This is a genomic window from Microbacterium maritypicum MF109 (assembly GCF_000455825.1).
Lineage (GTDB): Bacteria > Actinomycetota > Actinomycetes > Actinomycetales > Microbacteriaceae > Microbacterium > Microbacterium maritypicum_A.
Map to the genome: position 1 here is coordinate 575595 of NZ_ATAO01000206.1, position 21724 is coordinate 597318.

General features: G+C 65.8%; 20 protein-coding genes. 16 read left to right on the forward strand and 4 right to left on the reverse strand.

The annotated features are described in order from the left end of the window. The first annotated feature begins 34 nt into the window (after nt 1-34). The 4 genes from L687_RS37050 to L687_RS37065 all read left to right on the forward strand — a co-directional run bounded on the left by L687_RS37050 (nt 35) and on the right by L687_RS37065 (nt 5407). Nucleotides 35-220 (forward strand): hypothetical protein, encoded by a 186-nt coding sequence (locus tag L687_RS37050; protein WP_021200900.1) that lies wholly within the window; start codon nt 35-37, stop codon nt 218-220. Then, nucleotides 217-813, forward strand: a complete 597-nt coding sequence (locus L687_RS37055; RefSeq protein ID WP_021200901.1) for a nuclease-related domain-containing protein — start codon at nt 217-219, stop codon at nt 811-813. Before L687_RS37050 ends, L687_RS37055 begins: the two co-directional genes overlap by 4 nt. Then, entirely contained in the window at nt 810-4547 is a 3738-nt protein-coding gene (locus L687_RS37060) for a hypothetical protein (RefSeq protein WP_152525936.1), read from the forward strand. The genes L687_RS37055 and L687_RS37060 overlap by 4 nt, the downstream gene beginning before the upstream one ends. A 92-nt stretch (nt 4548-4639) precedes the next feature. Continuing rightward, nucleotides 4640-5407: a metal-dependent hydrolase gene (locus L687_RS37065; RefSeq protein WP_021200903.1), complete on the forward strand. Its 768-nt coding sequence runs from the start codon at nt 4640-4642 to the stop codon at nt 5405-5407. Nucleotides 5408-5430: 23 nt separating this feature from the next. On the opposite strand, the gene L687_RS42850 is transcribed toward L687_RS37065, so the two are convergent. The 3 genes from L687_RS42850 to L687_RS37080 are packed head-to-tail and all read right to left on the reverse strand — an operon-like array spanning nt 5431 to nt 8441. Next, a complete protein-coding gene (locus L687_RS42850; protein WP_021200904.1) occupies nt 5431-5808 on the reverse strand; it encodes a hypothetical protein in 378 nt (125 codons plus the stop codon). Between the two features lie 55 nt (nt 5809-5863). Next, nucleotides 5864-6484, reverse strand: coding sequence for a hypothetical protein (locus L687_RS37075; RefSeq protein ID WP_021200905.1), 621 nt, complete (start codon nt 6482-6484; stop codon nt 5864-5866). 13 nt (nt 6485-6497) lie between these two features. Next, entirely contained in the window at nt 6498-8441 is a 1944-nt protein-coding gene (locus L687_RS37080) for a PD-(D/E)XK nuclease family protein (RefSeq protein WP_152525937.1), read from the reverse strand. A gap of 672 nt (nt 8442-9113) precedes the next feature. Between L687_RS37080 and L687_RS37085 the strand changes: the two genes are divergently transcribed. The 8 genes from L687_RS37085 (at nt 9114) to L687_RS37120 (ending at nt 16821) form a co-directional block, all read left to right on the forward strand. After that, a complete protein-coding gene (locus L687_RS37085; RefSeq protein ID WP_021200907.1) occupies nt 9114-9698 on the forward strand; it encodes a hypothetical protein in 585 nt (194 codons plus the stop codon). A 2-nt stretch (nt 9699-9700) separates the two neighbouring features. Beyond that, nucleotides 9701-10792 (forward strand): hypothetical protein, encoded by a 1092-nt coding sequence (locus tag L687_RS37090; protein ID WP_021200908.1) that lies wholly within the window; start codon nt 9701-9703, stop codon nt 10790-10792. Next, nucleotides 10789-13275: a hypothetical protein gene (locus L687_RS42855; protein ID WP_167540709.1), complete on the forward strand. Its 2487-nt coding sequence runs from the start codon at nt 10789-10791 to the stop codon at nt 13273-13275. Before L687_RS37090 ends, L687_RS42855 begins: the two co-directional genes overlap by 4 nt. A gap of 109 nt (nt 13276-13384) precedes the next feature. Continuing rightward, complete coding sequence (locus L687_RS37100) at nt 13385-15139, forward strand: FtsK/SpoIIIE domain-containing protein (RefSeq protein WP_021200910.1); 1755 nt, start codon at nt 13385-13387, stop codon at nt 15137-15139. Between the two features lie 5 nt (nt 15140-15144). Next, nucleotides 15145-15615 carry a hypothetical protein gene (locus L687_RS37105; protein WP_152525939.1) on the forward strand — a complete coding sequence of 157 codons (471 nt, stop codon included), beginning with the start codon at nt 15145-15147 and terminating at the stop codon, nt 15613-15615. A 188-nt stretch (nt 15616-15803) separates the two neighbouring features. Then, the gene (locus tag L687_RS37110; protein ID WP_152525940.1) at nt 15804-16121 is read left to right on the forward strand and encodes a hypothetical protein; all 318 of its coding nucleotides are present in this window, start codon (nt 15804-15806) and stop codon (nt 16119-16121) included. Further along, a complete protein-coding gene (locus L687_RS37115; protein ID WP_152525941.1) occupies nt 16118-16561 on the forward strand; it encodes a hypothetical protein in 444 nt (147 codons plus the stop codon). The genes L687_RS37110 and L687_RS37115 overlap by 4 nt, the downstream gene beginning before the upstream one ends. 53 nt (nt 16562-16614) lie before the next feature. Beyond that, the gene (locus L687_RS37120; protein ID WP_021200914.1) at nt 16615-16821 is read left to right on the forward strand and encodes a hypothetical protein; all 207 of its coding nucleotides are present in this window, start codon (nt 16615-16617) and stop codon (nt 16819-16821) included. 31 nt (nt 16822-16852) lie between these two features. Here L687_RS37120 and L687_RS37125 read toward each other — a convergent pair whose 3' ends face one another. Next, nucleotides 16853-18052, reverse strand: coding sequence for a hypothetical protein (locus L687_RS37125; protein ID WP_152525942.1), 1200 nt, complete (start codon nt 18050-18052; stop codon nt 16853-16855). Between the two features lie 53 nt (nt 18053-18105). On the opposite strand from L687_RS37125, the gene L687_RS37130 reads away from it, so the two are divergent. From L687_RS37130 to L687_RS37140, 4 genes are all read left to right on the forward strand, one after another. Then, the gene (locus L687_RS37130) at nt 18106-18543 is read left to right on the forward strand and encodes a hypothetical protein (protein WP_021200916.1); all 438 of its coding nucleotides are present in this window, start codon (nt 18106-18108) and stop codon (nt 18541-18543) included. A 25-nt stretch (nt 18544-18568) separates the two neighbouring features. Continuing rightward, nucleotides 18569-20779 (forward strand): ATP-dependent DNA helicase, encoded by a 2211-nt coding sequence (locus L687_RS37135; protein ID WP_021200917.1) that lies wholly within the window; start codon nt 18569-18571, stop codon nt 20777-20779. Between the two features lie 2 nt (nt 20780-20781). Next, complete coding sequence (locus L687_RS43290; protein WP_021200918.1) at nt 20782-21234, forward strand: WhiB family transcriptional regulator; 453 nt, start codon at nt 20782-20784, stop codon at nt 21232-21234. A gap of 188 nt (nt 21235-21422) precedes the next feature. Beyond that, on the forward strand, nt 21423-21623 hold the full coding sequence (locus L687_RS37140; RefSeq protein WP_021200919.1) for a hypothetical protein: 201 nt from the start codon (nt 21423-21425) through the stop codon (nt 21621-21623). The last annotated feature ends 101 nt before the right edge of the window (nt 21624-21724 follow it).

Genomic DNA, 21724 nt, shown 5'->3' on the forward strand with positions numbered 1-21724 from the left:
ACGACATACGGCAACACATGGAGGCAGAGCAATCATGGGCAGGATCAAGGACCTCACCAGTCGGTTCACGGAGCGTGTCAACGAGGACGCTGACGACATCGGGGCATACTTCCACTCCCGCAAGGGAATGTGGTTCAGCATCGTCGCCGTCGTCGGCATCGGTGGCGCCATGCTCTTCGCCCTCGGTGTCAACATCGTCGGGATGGTGCAGGGATCATGACCGGCATTCCAGGTACGGTCATCGGCCGCCCCGGCGGCTCCCTCGTCGACGCTGGCTGGGCGAAGAACGCCGCAGTCGCCGACATCGGACGCGCCGGCGAGCAGCGCACCGCCGCGGTACTCAACGACCTCGCCCGTCTGCCCAGCGGGCCGACGGTCCTGCACGACCTTCGCATCCCGATCCCCGGGTTCACCGCGAACATCGACCACGTCGTCGTCGCCGGGTCCCGGGTCACGATCATCGACTCGAAGGTCTGGCGCCACGGCATCTACTGGACCGCCGCCGGGCGGACCCGCCGAGGCTTGGAGAAGATCGACTTCGCGGACAAGAAGACGCTACCGACGGCGCAAGCAGCGCTGCGGCGTCACCTCGACTCTCGCATGACCCGAGACACAGTGTTCGGGACGAACATCCTTGCCGTCTGGCCTGCGGGCGACGGCGCACTCCTGACCTTCGCCTACCGCCCCCAGGATGCTGTCGTGGTTCACGGTAGGACCCTGCGCCGGCGACTTCCCCGGCTCACCGGCGCGGCTCCCGCGGACCCGGTGATCGTGCAGATCCTGTCACAACTCGTCAACGGGACTGACGCATGATGGCGGCACCACGAAGCGTCGCCCCGCAGCCGAACCTCGCACCGCTTGTCGGCGCGAGTGCTGTCGTCCTGTGCGTCGCAGCGTCGGTCTTCCGCCTGCCGGGTTTCGTCATCCTCCTGCTCGGCCTCATCGTCGCCGGCATGATGAGCTCGTCCCCGCCGCTGACGGGCAAGAAGGACGCTGCTGGGTACCCGACGATCGGCAACCCCGGAGAGCATGCCGCGGTCCTCCGCCATCGCCGGTGGTCAGCGCTCCGCTGGCGTCTGCTCGTGCCGAACCGCGACTGGCTGCTCAACGACCCGTCGGAGGTGAAGCCGCACATCGAGCGCGCGAACCAGTTCGCGAAGGGGCCGCTCAAGAACATCGCACGAGTCCTGCAAGCGGCGATCGTCATCTTCTGGCTGGTCGTGCCGATGTCGTTCACGTCGATCGGGGCGCTCGGACTCTCCGCTACTGTCTTCACCTTCCCTGTCGACGCGATGGCGCTGTGGGGGTGGATGCCTGACTCGGGCGCCTGGCTTATGTGGCCGAACACCATCTGCGCATACATCACCACCGTCGAGTTCTTCGCGACCCGCCGTCGATACGCCGCAATGGAGGACCCCGCTCCGCCCGTCACGATCGGTGATCTCCTCTCGAAGTTCCTCGAGGCGTCCCGCGTGAAACTCCTCGCCGCTCTGCTTCTCCCCGCGGCGGCCGGGACCGCGGCAGCGATCGGCGTATGGTTCCTCACTGCACACCTCGGCGTGACCTGGCTGTTCGTCCCGTTCCCCCTGCTGCTGGCCGGAATCGCGACCGTGTTCGCCGCAGTGCTCTGGCGAGCTCTCGCACTTCCGGACGCCCTGAGCGACTGGCGGAACACCGTCCAGGCGCGCGAGGTCTGGCAGCAACGCTGGGAGCCGTTGAAGATGGACCCCCGCCCGTACCTCATCTCACACTCCCGGCACGGTGATCCCGCAGCGCCTCTGATCCTTGACACGTTCGATGCGCCGCCGACTCAGGGGGCATCCGGGATGCTGGGCATGGGCTCGAGGATCCACCCGCTCATCGGAGCTGGTCAGGCAATCGCCGTACTCAACGAGCCTGACGTCGACAGCTCGGGCCAGCCGATCCCAGGCAGCCGGCACCCTTCCCGTTTCAGCGTGGCCACATGGCCTGTCGACCAGCCCATCGATGTCTCAGATCCGACCGTCGACCGCGGTCTCCTGCGCGAGCGCGTCCGCTCAGCCCTGGCGATCGCCGGCAGCAGCTATCCGCAGTTGATGGTGTCCGCCCTCGACCCGATGTGGGACACCGCCGACACGGACAGCACCGCGGCGTGGTCTGTGCAGTGCGAAGCCACGGATGCCCCGGTCGCCAGCATCCTCCCTGCCATCGCCGCAGAAGTGGGAGCTGCCCTTCGAACCGATGGGGTCTACGACAAGAAGACCGGGCTGCTATACGTCGGCGCCCTGACTGCGGACAGTACGCACTATGTCGACGAACGCCAGGCCCACCGATTCGTGGAGCTCGCACGCGAGGCGCGCTGGAACCAGCGATGGAGCGACGTGCTGAAGATGGGCGAAGCACGACCCCGCACCGAATCCGACGTGTACAAGACAGCGCAGCTTCCGACTGGCCAGACGATCGAGTGCCAGCCTTTCATGACCCCGCAGGGCATCAACGGCTCGTATTTCCTGACGCAGCAGAAGGAGAAAGCGCTGGCGAACGCGTTGGGCAACGCCCCGTGGGTGTCTGTTATCGGGTGGGAAGGCCGCGGCGACAAAGCCGGCGAACGGCACCCCGGCGCGTTCCGTGTCCTCTGGTCGGCGCAGCCCATCCCGCTCGACCCGGCACGCCTGGAGCCTCCGGGCCGCGGCAGGCCGGGCGATGCACTCCGGTGGGCCATCTCCGCCGCCGTCAACAGCGGATTCGATGCGGCCAAGCTCGCCCGTCCCGAAGTCGTCGCGGTCACCTCCCTCACCACAGCTGACTCCCGTGGGCACATTTGGGATGTCCGTCTGCGTCTCTACGACGGCGTCGTCCTCTCCGAGGTCAAGCAGAAGGCCGAGAAGATTCGCGGCGGTATGGGCGGCACCCCTTGGCTGAGGGTGACCGACAGCGGCGAGCACGTCCGTGTCGTCGTCGGCGCCGTGCCGGAATCCCGAGGTGTCGAATTCGCCCGCCCCGAGGCGAAGAAGCTCACCCTGGCTTTGGATTGGGAGCAGCGCTTCACGGACGCCAAGCTCGCCTCGCCGGTCGACGGCGTCGCCCCGCGGCTCATTGCTGCTGAGCCCCTGGAGACCAACGAGCAGGTGGACGTCCTCGAGTTCACCCTCCCCCGCTCCCTGGCGATCACCGACTTCCAGGAGCAGAAGACGGTCGACAAGCTCCGCGCAGCATCCGGGAAGACGTTCATCAACGTCCGGCACAACGCCGACCCCTCCCGTTTCACGATGCTGGTCTGCGACGTCGATCCGATGCCGAGCCCGGCACCGTTCATGTGGGACCGAATGGGGGTGGTCACACCCCGGTCGACGACCTTCGGCACGCGCGTGGAAGGCGCGCCGGTCACCTGGCACCTCGACAACGACAGCCACCTCATGGTTCTCGGTCAGAACGGCTCCGGCAAGGGCATCGGCATGTCCGCGATGGCTGCGGACAACATCATGTCGTTCTGGGACGTGTACGCGGCCGACCCGATCAAGGGGTTCAACGACTTCCTCTTCGCGGATCCGTGGCTGCGCGCTCGGGCGACCACCTGGACCCAGACCGTCGCGGTCGTCCGCCACCTGTTGCGCCTCCTCGACGAGCACAAGAAGCTGAACGAGCACTACGGCGTCTCGAACATCCGCGATCTCCCTGACGATGTCCGCCCTCGGCTGTCCTGTCTGTACCTCGACGAGTTCACATCACTGGTGATCCCTGATGCCGTAGTGAAGCTCCGCGACAACGCCGATGAAGCGGAGCGGAAGGAGTACGCCGCCACCGTCGCGATCAACAACTACAAGCTCCTCATCGGCTCCGCGATCGGGCGCATCCTCCGTGAAGGACGAGCCCTGGGCCTCGTGCTCGTGCTCGCCGGTCAGAAACTCACCCGCGAGGAGCTGAAGTACATCCCCGGTGGGGCGACCATCAAGTCGCAGATGTCCCGCCTTGCGATGGGCAAGATGAGCTTCGGTGACATGATGAGCGCGTTCGCCGACGCCAGCAGCGCCCTAGGGCTGCTCGGCCCGTCCGTCCCCCGCGGCCGCGGAGTCTTCGAGTCCACGTCGGAATCCGCCTTCGCGGTGCAGACCTGGTGGGCCGGTGGATCACAGGCTGACCACTTCCGCATCCTCGCGGAGAAGATCGCCGAGATCCGCCCGCCGCTGACCGCCGGCGAGAAGCTTGACCTGTCGATCTCCGATTCGCAGGCAGATCAGAGCGTGGAGGTGTTCGGCGAAGAGATCACCTCATCGAACGACACGCTCGATGAGGCGCATGAGGAGATCGTCGACGTCGTGCTCAACCTCGACGACGATCTTGAGTTCACATTCGAACCGGACCCGGATCCGGTCCCCGACTTGCCACCGGATGCTTCTGTCGCCGATGCCCCCGGCGAGTTCTCCGCTCCGCCGACGTCGGACGCCGATGAGATGATCCCGGATGAGCTGTTCGATGACGCACCCCGGACAGCACCTGCGGACGACCTCTTCGATGACGTCTCCTCGCCCTCACCCGCACCGCCCCAGGTCGAGGACCTGTTCACCTGACTACCGAGTTGCTGACCGCCCACGGGCCGCAGCGGAGAGGACGATCCTGTGTCCACGAATGAAGAGACGATCCGCATCCGGGCGGGTCAGCCATGATGGGTGTCAACCACGCCGCAACGGGTGCGGCCGCCTGGGTGGCCGTGACGTCCACCGCGATCCCGGCGTTCGGATGGTATCCGCTCCCCGCGGAGGCAGTCCTCCTCGGGGCTGCAGTCGCTGGGGGTGCGGCGCTGCTCCCTGACGCCGACCACCACAACGCCACGATCGCTCATTCAGTGCCCGTCCTCGGAGGCGTTGCCGCGGGAGCTGTGGGACTCGTGACCGGCGGACACCGAAAGGGCATGCACTCCCTCCTCGCCATCGCCGGTGTCGTGGTCGGCACGTACTTCCTCGGGCAGCTCCAGTGGCAGCCGCAGGGATGGCAGTTCCCGATCCAGATCGGCTCGGCGGCTGCCGTCGCCGCCACGACTGCCTTCGCGTTCAAAGTCCTTGGCGGGAGGCGCTGGCTGACCGCATGGGTGCTCGGCGCTCTTCTCGCTGGGCTGGTGGCCCTGCTGATGCCGTCACAGTTTGCCTGGCTGCCCGTCTGCATCGGCATCGGCTACGCCGCTCATATCGCCGGCGACCTGCTCACCTTCGGCGGAGTCCCTCTCCTTTGGCCGCTCCAACCCGCGCCGCCCGGACCGATCCGACAGGCATTCCTTTTGAAGTCGATGTGGAAGCCGTCGGGGCGCTTCGCGGTCCCTCTTCTCGGCTCGACCGGGAAGGACCCGCAGGAGCACGTTCTCGGCACGCTGGCCGGTCTGTACGCCGCGTGGGGAGCCATCGGGGCGGTGATTGTCCTATGGCCATGGAAGTGACACCGGAGCAACTACGTGCAGGCCTACGCGCCTGGGCGCACGGTTCCCGCACCACCGAGGCTGCGGTCGAGCTGCTCATCCGGCATCAGCGAGCAATCCACGCCCGCGCCCCGTGGCTCAACGTCACGGAAGACGGGGTGTGCTCCATCGACGTGGATGCCCTGCGGTGGCATTCCGGAGCCTGGTCCGGGGGCGAACAGCGGGTCGTGCGCATCGCCTGTTCGCTTCTCGGCGGCGATCCCGTACGGCTCGACGACGACATCAGTGCTCTGGGCCGTCCCGAGATGGACCTTGTACTCGCTGCGCTGTCCCATGCAGCCGGCGCCGACCAGAGCGTCGATATCCGTCTGGACGAGGACGGTCGCCCCCATCTGCACGTCCTCGATCTCGGCCCTCTGCATCCGTGGCCGGAACATACCGAAGGCCAGTCGTAACGACCGGCCTTCGGTAGAGGTGTCAGGCGACGTTGTGCAACTGAGGCAGCCGCTTCAGTCGCGGCACAATGGACACCCGATCCGGGGTCTTGCGCGAGTTCCAGTCGATCATCGACGCGCCCTGCTGAAGGGTGAAATCCGCGGGGAAGTCCGGGTCGGGTCCGCGGTCCTCGAGGGCCACGAGCACACGCTGGCTCTCCCCTCCGACCTTCTCACCACGCTTGGTGACGAGGACCTTGTGGCCGATCAGGCTCTCGGCCTGTCGGGTGAGCTGCTTGGCGCGCTCTCCGTCTCGGGAGTCGATGCGATCGAGGCGGATGTGCTCGATGCCGTCGGAGTAGTACTTCGAGACGCCCGTCCGGATGAACACGATGGGGCGGTTCGTGGGCTGCTTGCCGTCGACCCCGTTCCCTTCGAGGTCGACGTAAACGATCGTGCCGACGAAGTGACCCACCCCGGTCGAGTTCTCGGCCTTCTTCTCGGCGTGGTCGAAGATGCGCAGCTGCGGTGAACCGTCCGAGAGCATGTCGACGATGCGGCTGATCTGACCGTTGACCTGATCGTCGGTCGCCCCGGGGCCGGCGGACGTCACTGCGGAGAGCAGGATCTGCGCCTTCAGGGAGTCAGTGATTTCGATGGACATGGGGTTCCTTCCGTCACTGCTGCACGGCGGCAGCGAAGTAGTTGTGGGAGTCGTTCTGCAGCAGGTCCCGGCCGTGGAGGTCGATCAGCTCCGTCATGCCGACGATGAGGAACTTCTCCGTGTCCGCCATCCACTTCTCGATCTCTCCGACGGGACGCTTGAACGGGAACGGGCGTCGCTCCAGACGCGCGGCGAGAAGGCCCCGAATCCGCGTCTGAGCACCCGCCTGCCAGGTGGCCTGGCCGGTCAGCTGAGCCTGCGCCCGGAGCACGATGCCGCCGAGGACGTTGTTGAAATGCGCCCATGCCTCACGGCTGACCGGGATGTTCTGCTCGTCCATGTGCTTGAACGACTGGGAGACGATGCCTGCGAGAGCGATCGCGGACCACGAGTTGAGGTTCAGATCGAAACCGATCAGTTCCTGCTGCGGTGCGGCTTCGGCTCGCACTCGAATGTTCTGCTCGGTCACGCTTCCTCCTTGGTTCGGTTCCCGTGCTGTCTCAGCACACATACCCGGCGCGGGCGGCACCTCGTCGCCCGGTGCGCTCACGACCGGCGTGCCAGCATCCGGCGTCCCCGTCGACGTGGACGGGTCCCCGAGGGTGATCGGGAACAGGTCGTCGCCCTGTGCCGGGATCGGTTCGGCCGGCTGTTCGAGTTCCGGCGTCTCGACGGCATCAGTCGCGGACTCGGGCTCAGCGGCGTTGGCGAAGACCATCGGGGTGTCGACGTCGACGCTGTCCTCTCGCGGAGCCTCGCTCGTTCGCGCTTCGGCGGCCGCGGCACCTGGTCGAAGAGTTGGGATCCCCAGCTCCACTGCGCCGTACTGTCGACGAGCCGTGAGCTGAAAGCGGTCCATCCGCTCCTCCGGTGTGCCCGGAGCGGCCCTGGTTGCCGGGTGCGCTGAAGGGCAGGAGTTCACGAGCTCACACCAAGCGCAGACCTTCGATGGACGGGTCTCGAACTTCGCTCGATCCGCGGAGTCATTCATGAGCTTCCACGCACCGCTGTAGCCGAGCAGCATCTTGTCCATCTCCGGCGCGGAAAGGTTGATCTCGCGAACCTTCCCGAGGGCTGGGAAATAGAGGGTGGCCATGGCTGGACGGATCCCGGTGTACGTCTCGATGCCGAAGGCGTATAGGCGCTGCTGGTCCCCGTAGTCGTCCGAGTACATCGGGTTGGGGGTCTTCAGCTTCTTCGGGTCGTTCGACTTCTTGTAGTCGCGGATCGCGATCTTGCCTGAGTGCTCGCCGGACGCCTCGACGGTCGCGATCGTCGTTTCGAACCAGTCCCTCCGGTCCTCTAGGTTCCTCTTTGCCTTCCAGGCCTCCTTGTCGCCGTCCGCGACCTCGGGGAGATCGTCGATCTCGGAGACGAGGAGAGAATGCCGGTTGCGCAGCTGCTCGAGGGTGACGGCCCCGACGGCATCCGGGGTGCACGGCACCCAGTCGATCCGATCGATCTTGCAGATGGAGGGGATGTCGCGAACCGTGACGAACAGCGTTGCCTCGATGCCGATGACGATCACGGAACGAGGGTCCTCGATCTCGAAGATCCCATGGCAGAGGCTGGAGATCTGCTCGATCCAGTTCCGCCGGTTCGCGTCGTTCGCTCTGAGGGCATCTTTCGTCTGCTTCTCCAGCTTCTCGAGTGCCCATTTCTGCGACCCGGCGGAGTTGACGAGCTCATCGATCTTCTCGTGGGTGCGCTCCGGTGCTGGCAGCGCGTACAGGTCTTCGAAGACGGCGTGCATCGCCGTACCGATCTCTGCGTCCGAGAATGGGTCCTCGTTCCGAGGGAGCAGGCGTGATGCGGCCATCGCCGCTGGGCACTTCAGCGTGCTGGCAGCCACCGAGGCTGAGAGGACCTTTCGGCGCACCTTGTCGACCGCTTCCGGGTCGCCGAGGAGCAGATGGCCTCCGGACCAGGCGGTATCGGGCAGCAGAGTCTGGGTCATGGGCTGCACATACCCGGTCTGCAGATTGGAGCTTCGCGTCGGGCGCACCAATCACCCCTTCGGAGTTCTTCGTCTCAGAAGAATCCACGGGCGGGCTGTTTGCCGCTCCTGGTCACCTGCTGCGGTCGGATCGCGGTCGTCTGGCCCTCGCCTCGGAAGGGGTGTCGCGCCTGCCAGGCTATGCCCGAAGGCCGTAATTCAGTTCGCCGAGAACCAATCACGGCGTGTTGTCCAGGGTGGCCAGATCATCCGCCTGGCCACCGTGTTCCTTTGAGCCAGCTGGCATCGGACCGAGCCAAAGCGAGACCCGGACAGAGCCTGTCTGTCCGGGTCTCGCCCTACTCCCTTCTGGTCAGTGCCGGACCCGACCAGAGAGAGAAGAGAGTTAACGACTCGTCTAGAGAACTACTACTACTACTACTTCCCGACTCCTGTCCCTCACTCTCTCATCTCATGTGTGGCCTCGGGGTCTCTGTATGTATCCGTCCGCAGATGTCTGTCCGTCTGACCAGCGCTGCCGTTCCCAGTCGGGAGTAGGGAATGGCCCGGTCTCGCCCGCTGTGACCGCATCTGGCCGGACAGAGCAAACGTGCTCACCAGCAAATCGACGGGGGCGCTTGTCGCTGTTCGCAGGGGTGGACGGATGTAGGGATTCACACGGCAGGAGGACCCATGTCCGGATTCGCAATCGACGAGCACTCGACCGACACCGTCAGCGACGACATCGACGTCATCGAGCAGGACGGGGAGGACGAGACCGAAGAGGTCGACGTTCCCCGGGGCGAGGCAAGCGGTCCGAAGCGCAGTAGCGCGCGGAACGCTCGCACGGGTTCGCGAGCCCGTCAACCCATCACACGGGCAGGTGCCGCACGTGCCATCGCCAAGTACGTCCAGCTCACCGAGGCCCGCGAGGACCTGGTCGCGATCCTCGCGGTCAGCCTCGGGGCACCTGAAGACGATCTCGCTTCGCTCGCGGCCACCGTCGTCGCAGGCAAGGGCACACCAGCGATCTCCTTGGTGACGGATCTTGCCGATGCCGCCGGGCGCTCCCCCCACGAGGCGACTGTTCATGCCATGCAGCTCAGCCGGGAGGATGCGAGGCAGGCGTGGGCGTTGCTCGTCGCGGCAGGTGTCGTCACCGGGCCGATCCCGGCGAAGGACGGCGCCGCCGCTGTCGCCCTCGCCCAGGCCGTGGAACAGATCGGCGACGACGAGCGAGCTGCGTTCGACCAGGTCTCCGAACTGGCTGGGCGCTGATCATGGCCGGCCGTCAGCCCCGGAGCGTTTGGGAGGATCCCGGCACCCGATACAACGCCGAGGCTCCGAACGTTCAGAAGGAGAACCGCCGAGGGAAGATCCTGCGCGTCGGCGTCTGGATCATGGCCTTCGGTGCCTTCCCGCTGGCCGTGGTACTCGGCTTCGTTTCCATCGGCCTCATCCAGAGTATGAACGCCGAGAAGCCTGCCCAACTGGGGTCGTTCGACACGAACGGTTCGGCAGGAAAGCCAGCGGCGACACGCGCTCTGATCGATTGGCTGACCGCCGATCCCTCGCCACTGCCGAACGGCAAGCTGATCTCCTGGGACGGATTCGATGTCAAGGAGCCTCCGGCACCTGTCGATGACACCGAGAAGCCGGTGAGCTACCACTTCGAGCTCCACCGCTTCACCCTGGAACGGAATGACTCGCTGTACAGCGCTTCCGTCCAGGTCGTCGTCGACGGCGCCGGCGTCAGTGTGATGGGGACTCCCAACCTCTTGCCGATCCTCGATGCCCCTGCGACAGCATCGTCGCCTTGGTTCGGTCTCGGGACCGCGACTCCGTCGGAAGCCGTGCAGAGCGCGGTCGAGGAGTGGGCAAGCGCATTCACCGGCGGCGACCCGACCGCGCTCCGACGAGTCACGCGTGATCAGGATGCCAGCAGCACGTACGTTCCGCTGGTGGGGATCGAGACTCTGCAGTCCGCGAAGATCACGACCGCGAGTTACAAAGTCGTCCCTGCCGCGGATGGGAAGACCAAGGACGACAAGACCAGGATGATCGTCCAGGTCACGCTCGAGGTCTGGTGGGACGGCCAGACCCCGACCGAGGAGGAGCTCCTCGGTCCGAAGCCACCGACAGCGCAGAAGATCACTTACGACCTCCTCGTGCTGCAAGCCAACACCGACGCCGCATATGTCGTTGCCTGGGGTGAGCCCGGGACCGGACCCGACCTCAAGCCCGAGGCGAATGCCATCGCCGGCGTCGACACCCGCAACCTCGAGCCGGGAGAGGGCTCGCAGACCCCAGACCCGAGCGAGTCCCCTGACCCGAACGACACTCCTGCTCCGGAAGGGACGCCGGCACCATGATGGCGAAGAAGCCCGCGAACAGCGCATTGACCATCCCGATCCTTCCTCAGTTCGAGACGCGTGCGCGCCGCCCGCTCTTCGATGGCTTGTGGCCCGGGATCGACGGATCCATGTGGCTGTGGCGGTCCGTACCGATGGGCTCGGTGCCGGATGCGCGCACAGAGGAGGGCGCCGTCGCCGTCGGTCATGGTCTGGCCAACGCGTACGAAGCTCTCGCCGCATTCGCGGGCAGCGGCGCGCACCGCAGCCAGGTCAAGTCCACCTACCGTGACACGCATGCGCTGCTCTTGAACGTCCCGACGACCTTCAAGGCGAACCCGAAGTCGCCGATCGCTGACGAGCTCAACCGTGAGTACGGCGATCGTCCGACCATCCAGCGTGTGCTGCTATTCGGCGTGCGACTCAAGGCGACAACCGGCAACGGGACCCTCAAGAGCGCCGTCGACTCCGTGTGGGAAACGCTCCGCTACGGCGGATCGCCCCTCTCCGACTACGAGAAGGACCACCGCGATATGGCGATGGTGTTCTCGCGAGCCGGCTTCTCCGTGCCCAGCCTCCAGGAGCTGCATCTCGCGGACAGCTGGTGGAACTACGGGCTCGCAAAGGGTGTGCCCGTCCTCCTACACGACGAGCACATCCACTTCTTCCACTCCGCTGCCGAGGCCCGCGCAGCCGTCGACATCAACCGGCTCGACTGCCGCGACTGGCCGGAGGCGATCGGGGAGCACGCGATCAGCTTCGCGGCCGTCGAGTCCTTCGACCTGGATTTCACTCCCGCCACGGACACCAAGGCTCGATGGGTGATCCCGCTGCTGGAGAACGGTGCGCGGGGCATCTCCATCCGCGCGAAGGTCGAGCCTTCCAAGGTGACCCGGAACGAGCTACGCGGGCAGCAGCGTCGGTATCGTGCCGATCTGAGCGAGCTGCAGGCCCAGGGAAAGATGGATCGTGCCGAGCTGGAGGAGCGCGAGACCCAACTGACGTCCATCGAGCGCGCCTACGCGAATGGTGGTCCGGCGACTCTCATGGACACGTCCGTGATCGTCGGGTTCAGCGGAGTGATCGACGACATCGACAAGTTCTCGCCTCCCGGCGCCGAGCTGTCCCCCATGCTGAACCGCCAAGGAACCGCATGGCACGAGACGATGGCGAACTCCGCTGTCCGGGCGAACCCGCTGCAGCACGATCTCCCTCAGACCACGATCAGCTACAGCGCCCTGCCAACGCTCACGCGGATCGGTGACGCTGACGGCGCGATGATCGGGATGACCGAGGACGACCGCCAGCCTGCGTACCTCTCTCCCGTCGCCGCGGCCGATGAGGACACGCTCCCGTTCCTGTATGTCCTCGCCGCCACCCGTGCGGGAAAGACGATGCTGCTGCAGAACATCGCTCACCAGTTCAACCGGCTGCTGCACCCGCAGGTCATCATCGACTTCAAGAAGAACAGCGACCTCTCGGACATGGTGCGCTACTCCGGCGGGCAGACGATCAGCCTCGACGACATGGTGTCCGCGGACGGCCCTCTCGACCCGGTCCGGATCTTCCCTGACCGTGCGGACGCGATCGCGAAGGCGACGAGCATGATCCACCGCGTCAATCCGTACCACGACTCGCGCGTGGATGCTTACGCCAACGACATCTCGTTCGCGATCAGCTGGGGCATCGAGAATGGGGCGAAGGCCACTGGCCAGGCGCTGATGATGGCAGCCAAGGCGGGCCTCATCGAGCAGAAGATCATCGACCCCATCTTCAAGCACGCCCAGGTGTACCCGATGTTCCGTGCGACCTTCGGCATCGAACCACACACCCAGGCACTGAACCTTGCCGACGGCCTCACCCTGGTGCGGTCCGGGGCAACCCAGGTCGAGCTTCCGCCGATGGGCATGGACCCGGCGGACCTCCCGCGCGCTGAGCCGGCAGTGCGCAACTCGCTGAACGTCATCCGCATGCTCGTCTGGGGCAGCCTGGCGTCCCTGTCGAGCCGCCGCGGCGTCCTGCACTTCGACGAGTCCTGGATGCTCGAGAAGGCGAGCCCCTCGGATCTCGACGAGGTTGGACGTCTGTGCGGCCAGTGGGGCGTGTTCCCGATCTTCTACAACCAGCGTCCCTCCGGACCGCTGAAGATCGGCCTGAAGGGATACATCAGCCGCTTCCTGATCGGCCACATCAAGGACGAGGAAGAGGCATCCGCCGCACTGCAGCTGGCGAACATCGACAACCCCCGCGCGCTGGAGCGGATCACCGCCGAGCGATACCACGGCGATGGCGGCGGCCTGAACTGGGACTCGCTGCAGCACCTCCCCGATGGGAACGGTGGTGTCGCGCGTGGAAGCGTCTTCTACTACGCGGACCTCCGGAACCGTCTCGCGACCGTCGAGCACCGCCCCAGCGACGAGTTCCTACGACTCGGAGATCAGTCGCCGGAGGGCATCAGCCGCCGACAGCGAGAGAAGGAGGAAACCCTGCTCGCACTGCGCTGACCAGAGACCCCGGGCGCCTTCCCCCTGCTCTGCGCCCGGTCCCGACCCGGCGCCGCACCTTGCCGTGGGTGCGACGCCGGGTCCTTTCCTGTTCGCAGGGCTGGACGGTATGAGGCGCACGCAGATCAAGGTCGGCCCGCAGTTCAACCCGAACAGCACGCGCCATGTCGACGAGCTCCTGGAGCGGATCGAGAAGCGCGGCGGAGGGAAGGGCTGGAAAGTCGTCGACTATGACGGCACGCACGTCACACTCATCAACCGCGGCGTGATGCACAGCGTCGAAAGTGCGACCAAGCGCACGAAGATCATCAACCTGGGTGGCGAGATGCGTGCTTCGGATGGCGAGAAGACCGCGGCGATGCTCGAATCGAACCCGAAGTACGAGGGCTGGTTCCTGACCCGATTCGAACCGCACATCAACCGCGCGGTGCTCTCTCAGCTCACCGAGGGTGAACGTCGATGCCGGAGCGCGGTCGCCAACGCCCTGCGGGTGAAGCCCTGGGACGTCCAGATCAGCCCGCGAGACGGTGGCGGATTCCTACTCGATCTCCCTGAGTCCTACACTCCGAGCGCTCACGACGCCAAGCTGCAGGAAGTCGCTGAGACAGCCGTCGGCAAGGTGGGCTGGTACTTCACCGGCGACGCCAAGTCGCTCCGAGGGGAGATCGTCCCTTCCCTCCCTCCGACCTTCGCCGACGTCATCAGGTACCCCGCCGATCTGCTCCCCCGGCCTGCCGGAGGCGGTATCCCACCGATCCCACTCGGTGAACGTCTATCCGACCGCGGCGATGTCCCGAACGACGTACTGACGCTCGACTTCGATGCTGCGCCGCACATGCAATTGGGTGGAGTGACCGGTGGAGGAAAGTCCGTCACCGTGAACATCCTCATCGCCGGCGCTCTCGCCGCACTTGCAGAGATGGTGATCATCGACGTCCCCCAGAAGGCTGTCGACTTCGAGGCGTGGAGGCCTTTCGTCCGGCCGGGCGGGTGGGGTTGCGAGTCGTTCCAGGAGAACGCAGTCGCTCTCGAGGAGCTGTACAAGGAGGGCGAGCGGCGGGCTGCGACGCTGAAGCGCTATGGCGTGAAGAAGATGTCACAACTGCCGGCAGACATCCGTGCGACGATGCACGACGTCCTCATCGTCGTGGACGAACTCACCGGCCTTTTCACGATGGACTCCGTCCCGCGCCGGCTTGCCGCCGACGACCCGCTGCGCATCGAAGCCGAGTCGAAGAACTACGCTCGTGAGCTGATCCGGACCTTCATCGAGAAGATCGCAGCAGAGCAGCGGTTCGTCGGATTCCATCTGGTCGTCTCATCCCAGGTGGCAACAGTAAACACCGGAGCGAGCGTCGCGTTGCGGACGAACCTCCCGCATAAGGCCCTTCTCGGTTCGAATGCCTCCGACCAAAACCGGAAGAACATCCACTCGGATGTGACCTCGATCCCAGGCGTCCCCGCCCATATCAAGAACGACCCGAAAGCATCCATGGGCGTCGGCACCGCAGAGTTCTCCGGGCAGGCCGCCTGCGTCTTCAAGTCGTTCTACGCAGATGAACAGGAGCTCATCGACTTGCTACGCGCGCGAGGAAATCAGGGGCTGCCGCCGACGCAGCTCGATCAAACACGTCCTGATCCATCGATCGTACGGAAGCGGTTCCCTGAGCTGGCACAGATCGCCGAGCATGCTCGCGAGCTGGAGACGCCCGACTACGCCGCGGCCGACGCGAATCGGCCTCTGGAGGCTTGGGAGATCGACCCGGAGACGGGAAGGCCGCTCACCGGCTTCGCCCGAGCGAACGCAGCGCGCGCTGAAGTGACTCGAGTGGCAAAGCAGGCCGCACCTGCACCGGGTATGTGATCGGCATGATCAGTACCGTCAGCTCCGAAAAGGCGTCGCCGTCCGTCGATGCCGAGATCGGTTCCGTCGTTATCGACGCCATCGACGCCGGCGCCGATGTTCACGTCATCGCTCCCGACGCCCGTGGAAGCTACGCCTGGGCAGAGCCCTGGCTGCGGTCGTTGAGCACGGACGCTGCTGCAGCGAGTCGGGTGCTCGCCGAAGTGACCGACCTGATGGATGCGCGGACGTTGATCCTCCCTCCGGGTGCCCCCGTCGCCCCCGTCGTGGTCATGATCCACGACATCCCTGTCGCCCAAGACTGGGCCGAAGTGATTCACCACCTGAGACGGATCGCAGACGGCGGCCGTTCGGCAGGCGTCCTGCTCGTTCGAATCTCCGGACCGCAGACGGCCATCCCCAGCAAATCCACTACGGCCGAGTGGGCGGAACGCGCACTCGAGCTGTTCGGACCAGGAAGGGAGAATCTCCCGTGACCACCCAGAACCACGGAGTCGGCCTCGCCGGGCGTACCCCACACATGTCATACACCTTCGCGATCGCAGACCTCCCGCATGTACGGCCGGGGGCCGCCGCCCTTCGACCTAACTTCGATCGGCTCCTTCGATCCCTGAACCGCTTCGATGGCTGGGCCGTCACCATTCGCGCGGACAACGTTCCTCGCATGGTCGGCGCAACCGACATCGTTGCGTGGAGCAGACGGGAACGAGTGCAACTCGGCGCGAAGGCCGTTCGCGGTGAAGAGCTCGTCGCCATCAAGCGTCCCGATGGCAGGGAAGCCCTGGATGGGGCGCTCCGCTCGATCCGAACGAACGATGTGGTGATGAGCGGCTTCGTGCTGCGCCCGGCGTGGTGGACCCGCTGGGTGACCGCGCACCTCGGCTATCAGGCCGGCGTCGATTCCCTGCAGGTCACGGTCGGGAGCATGGATCTCCTGTCTCCCTGCGACGGCATGCTGCAGTTCGAGCTGGAGGCCGCGTGATGGACGGACATGCGCTGCTGGACAACACCAGCGCCAGCATTACTGAGACACAGACCGCGTCGGAACTCGTCGATGGAGTGATCGACGGACATGCGGATGCCGACGACGACCAGCGGCTGGCGCTCCGTGCGCGTTTCCTCGCCGAGCACGCGAACGCCGTGCAGGCCACGATCCTCGCCGATGTCGCCCACCACTACGACCTCGACGAGGACGCTCTCACGGTGCTCCTTCACGACCGTGCGCGAGAGGCCGTTGCCTTCGACCGCTGGGACTCCGACATCCCGCTGATCCTGATCTCGACCGGGTACACACCGTTCACCGAACGTCCCCGGCCCGCCGGCGATTCGATCGTCTGGCTCGACCCATCGACAGAGACATCGTTCCTGCGATCGATCAGCTCCATCGGCCCCGTGACGTGGTTCGTCGCCGACGCCGCTTGATACCGACAGGCCCAAGAGGACCAAACGTCCGACAGAGTCGTTACCATCAGGCCATGGACACGATCCGATACAACGGAGCCGTACTCGCAGCGGTTCTGTGGTCTCTGGCAGGCACAGCGGCCATCATCTCGTGCATCACGATGTTGGTCCGTGGCGATCACCCGGTCTATCTCTTCGGTGTGCTCGGTGGCCTGCTCATGTTCTGGTTCGCCTGGAAGAATCTCCGCGAGGCACAGGGCAAGACCTCGAAAGGCGACTGACACCCTGCCCCAGTGCATGTCCGGGTCAAGCTCAGGCGGCCGACGACAGCCTGAGCTCCTGCCCATCGGAGCGCACCATGTCGAGGGCGCCGAAGAACCAGTCGCTGACGTCAGCGATGGTCTGAACGTGCCGCCCCAGCGGCTGTCCTTTGAACGAGAGAACAGCCATCGCCGACTCTTCCCAGTGCCCAGCTGCCGCGGCGCGGATGCGTTCTGCCTGAGACTCGTTGAGTGGGCTCCTGTTGTCGCGCGCACTCCGGGAGGCGAAATGCTCCGCCACCCACGCAGCCTCAGTCTGCTGCATCAGGCTGGACCACCCGCGCGCGGACGATAGGCCCTTCGCGGCGCGCCGCAGCTCACGGCGCTGGGCTTCGCTCGGCCGGGAGGGCATCACGACGGTTCCTCGGACGATCGCGGCGATCACCAGGGGACCTTCCTCGAGAAGAGCTCTTGCGTCGTCGACGGTGTAGTCGACCCAGAGGTCCAGGAGGTCATGATCTGGGTCCTTGCCTGCAGGGACGACTCGGCCTTCGATGATCGAGAGCATGTGGAGCAGCGAACGCGCGAGCATCTCAGGCGCGTCCTCGCGATCGAGCAGGGAGGAGATCCTCCGCCGTGCACGCGTATCCGCCGTGAATGGCTTCGGCAGTCCGTGCAGCCGGAGCAACTCGGTGGCGGTCTCCTGCTCGATCTCGTGTGGGAGCATCTTCTTGCGGTCCCACCCTTCGATACGGTCAGCGATCTCCGTGATGACTGCGTTCTCGCAGGATTCGAGGTAAGCCTCCTCGGCACTGGGGATCGGTGGCATCCACCCGTTCGACGAGGACGCCGGCGCCGCGCTGCGCGCTCGCGCGCGCCTGATCTCCGTGATGCCACCGGGGACGCAGGAGCGGGCGTACTTGGATGCCCACGCGATGGGCGCTCGTGAGATTGAAGCGAGTTCCACACGTCGACGTTCCCCGAGCTCGCGAGGCCCGCCCGTGCCGAGGATCACCCGTTCGAGAGATCGCACAACGTAGTCCTGGACTCGGTCCCGCTCGATCTGCGTGAATGTGCCGTATGAGCGGACGGCGCTGGAGACGATTTCGAGGTCCGGGTCGAGCAGCACGCCCATGATGCGCAGCCGCTCCGCATGCTCGACAGATGGGTCCGAGGCTGCCCGGGATGCGGCTGCGCGGATCTCGTCAGCTGCGGTCTTCCTGCGTTGTGTTGCCTCGCGGGTCGTCTCCATGCCCGGCACATACCCGGTGCCACGAGGGCCACGTCGCCGGGCGCACCAAGGTCATGGGACGAATCGATGAGCAGGGCAACAGCCACGACAGCACAGGCCGGTTCGACGGACGAATCAGGATCGACCCCGAACGCTCCCTTTCGGACGAGCTCCTCGCTCAATACCCGGATGCTGAGATCGTCCCCGTTCCGGCATCTCCCGGCGCGCTGGATCCGTTCCAGGCCGCTCACGGGAATCGAGGGAAGCTGACGTGGGTGGTGCAGGGGGATGATCACGAGACGCGTCTGGTCGAGGCAGAGTCAGCAGACGCTGCTGCCGAGTATGCCGCGGCGGAGTTCTCCGATCAGTACGACGAGGAGATCGGCGCGGATTCGATGAGCGTGCTCGGTGCATTCCGCGGAACCCCAGGCGAGGTCGACGCCGAGGACTTCGTCGAGATGGACGGCATGGACCGTTCCGTCGCCGTCCGCGCCCTCCGGGAGGCTGACTGAATCCATCACCGGGTATGTGCGCTGCATGGCACATACCGCTATCGCGACGGACGCTCCCCCGGTTCCCCAGGACGAGGGCGAGGACCTCGACCTGCTCGTCGCGGCTGTGCGAAGCGCCACAGGTCTCCCCCACGCGCGTCCTCGCGAAGGCCAGCAAGCGCTCTACCTGGATGCGATCTCAGCTCTCGAGCACGACCGCGATGTCATCGCGTTGGCTCCCACCGGGTCCGGCAAATCGTTCATCACCCTCTCGATCGCGTTCCGGGCCGCTGTGCGATCCGGTCATCGGACGCTGCTGTCCACGCACTCCCTGTCGTTGATGGGGCAGATGGAGGACAAGGACGTGCCGACCATGCATGTCGCTCTCGCCGAGACGCATCCCGAAGCGACCGTGCGTGTGGCGTTTCTCCGCGGTGCGAACAACTACGCGGATCCCGCGAAGGCGATCGCGACCGCCCAGGTGCTTCTCGCAACCGACGATCACGACCTCGTCCGTCTCGCCAGCGGACTCGACACCCTGATCCCGAACAGGGCAGACCTCGTAGAGCTCGGTGACGTCGGCGATCCCGGCGAGTTCGCTCAGCTGGTGAGGTGGGCACTCCGAGTACACCTCACCGATCGGGAGCCAGGTGACCGCCACACCTGCCCGATGTCGCACACGGAGGACGGCTGGCGTGCTGTCTCGGCGTCGTCGAGCGAGGCGGACGACGGCAGCCGCTTCGGGGTGACGAGCCGGCTCGAGCTCGCCAAGGACCGAGCATCCCGCGCTGACATCGTCATCACGAACCATTCGATGCTCGCTGTCCAAGCGGCAAAGCGCCTTCGGATCGTCACCGGCGGCAAACGCCTCGGATCGTTCGACCTCGTGATCGTCGACGAGGCACATGAGCTGCCGGCAGCTGTACGCAGCCAAGGCGAGGCGAAGCTCTCGGGCGGAATCCTGCTCACGGCGGCCGCTCGTGCGTATCGGGCCGCGGGCTCCCCGTCGACTCTTCGATCGTGGATGGACGAAGCGGAGGTGATCGCCGGCGAGATCGACGATCAGCTACGGCCGTTCGCCCCGCACAGGCATCAACCGGATGAGACCCGACGCCTACGACCAGACGATGCTCCGCTCGCAGATCAGGACATCCGTGTGAAGGTCTGGGCCGAGCGCGGAATGGCCGCTCTCGAATCCATGACGCACAGCCGGGACGTCACGAAGCAGATTCGTGCCACGTCAGCTTCGGACAGGCTCGCTCAGATGCCGGCCCTGGTGAAGGAGATCGGACGGCATCGAAGCGGGTGGGCCCGGTGGGTCGAACACTCCGAGCCGAACGAGAACCGACGTGCGTGGCTCGTCGGCTGCGTGAAGCCGGTCTCCGTCGGCTGGCTCCTCCAGGACAACCTCTGGACCGTGCTGGAGGAAGACGGAGAGTCCCGGCGCCTGCCGGTCTTCGCACTGAGCGCCACCATCCCCGCCGGATTCGCACAGCAGGCCGGGCTCAACGCCCAAGCAACCGCCTACCCGACCCCCTTCGCTCGCGCATATGAGCGCAGCGCGCTGTTCATCCCCCACCTGACCGGCCGGGATCTCTCCCAGGTCACCCGCGAGGGCCGGTACGGCAAGCCGCAGTTCGACGTCGGCAGGCATGCGGAATGGTGCACCGATCAGATCGTCGACCTCGTTCGAGGGAACGCGGGTCGTGCACTGGTCCTGTCCGCCACTTCCGCCAGCGGTCGACGCTACGCCGACGCCCTCCGCGCGCGCCTTCCCCGCGACATCCGTGTGCACACCCAGTGGGACGCGAAGACAACGGGAACCGTGACCGCAGAATGGCGCGCCGATGTCGGCAGCGTCCTGGTGGGAACGAAGTCCCTGATGACCGGGGTCGACGCCCCCGGCGAGACATGCTCGCTCGTGATCATCGACCGGGTGCCGCGTAGCCCGAAGAACCCGTCCGACGAAGCCCGCGTCGACGACCTGGTGGAGCGACTTCAGTTGGACCGCTTCTCCTCCTCTCATCTCATCTACGCCGCCGATGCCGCGCTCCTGCTTGCTCAGGCCGCCGGCCGGTTGATCCGCTCCGAATCCGACACCGGCATGGTCGCGTGCCTGGACCTGAGGTTGCTGAAGACGCAGCTCGCCTACCCGGAGATCACGCGGTCGCTGTACATGGGCGCCTTCAGCGCGCTCGGCAATCGGTTCACTTCCACCGACTCTGCAGTCGAGTGGCTCGTCTCGAGGGGAGTCTGATCATGCACGAACACAACGGCCTCGGCACCGTCCTCGCTTCGAGGACCGGGGCTGCTCCTCCGACGGCGTGGAGTGACAGCCCGGCGCTCATCGAGCCCCAGCCGTGGACCCAAGAAGCGCTGTGCGCTGAGACGGACCCCGATCTTTTCTTCCCGGAGAAGAACTCCGGGAACACCGCCCAGCGGGCGAAGGAGGTCTGCGATCGGTGCGAGGTTCGCGAGGACTGCCTCCTGTACGCCCTCACTGCCGGCGAGACGTTCGGCATCTGGGGCGGCACGACGGAGTCCGAGAGACGGAAGATGCGGAAGGCGTCAGGCGTGACGGCGCGGCGCTCGCGGCGACTCGCCGAAACGTGTGGCCGCGGCCACGAGCTCACATCCGAGAACGTCTACGTCAACAAGCGCGGAGTGAGAGAGTGCCGCACCTGCGCACGCGACCGGCGGGCAGCTGCCTGACTCACCGGGTATGTGGTGAGCATGAAGATCACGGCACCATCTCCAGGGACTGCACGGTACTACCGGCTTCGCCGGACGGTCCGGTGGGTGTTCTGGGGCCCGATCACGACCGCCGTCGCTTCTTGGAACCTCGCGATGGTCGCGAGCATCCTCGACGCACACTGACGCCTGGGAGAGGAGGTGAGGATATGACCACGTTGCTGGACACCTCCGAACAGGGGCCGCGACCGACAAGTGAGCAACGGCTCGAGGCGCTCGTCACAGATCTCGAAGCAGTATGCGCACGGTGGGGCTCGACTTCCACACTCGCGCAGATGGTCGTCACCGAAGTCCGCGAAGCCATCGCCGACAACGCTCCTGCCCAGTCGCATCACCACCGCGGCCACTGATCTACCCGGGATAACCTGGCTCGGGATAAGTGAGATTACCCCGGATAGATCACTGCGCCCGGTTACCTGTGCGGTCCGATGAGGCGCAGCGACGACCGGGT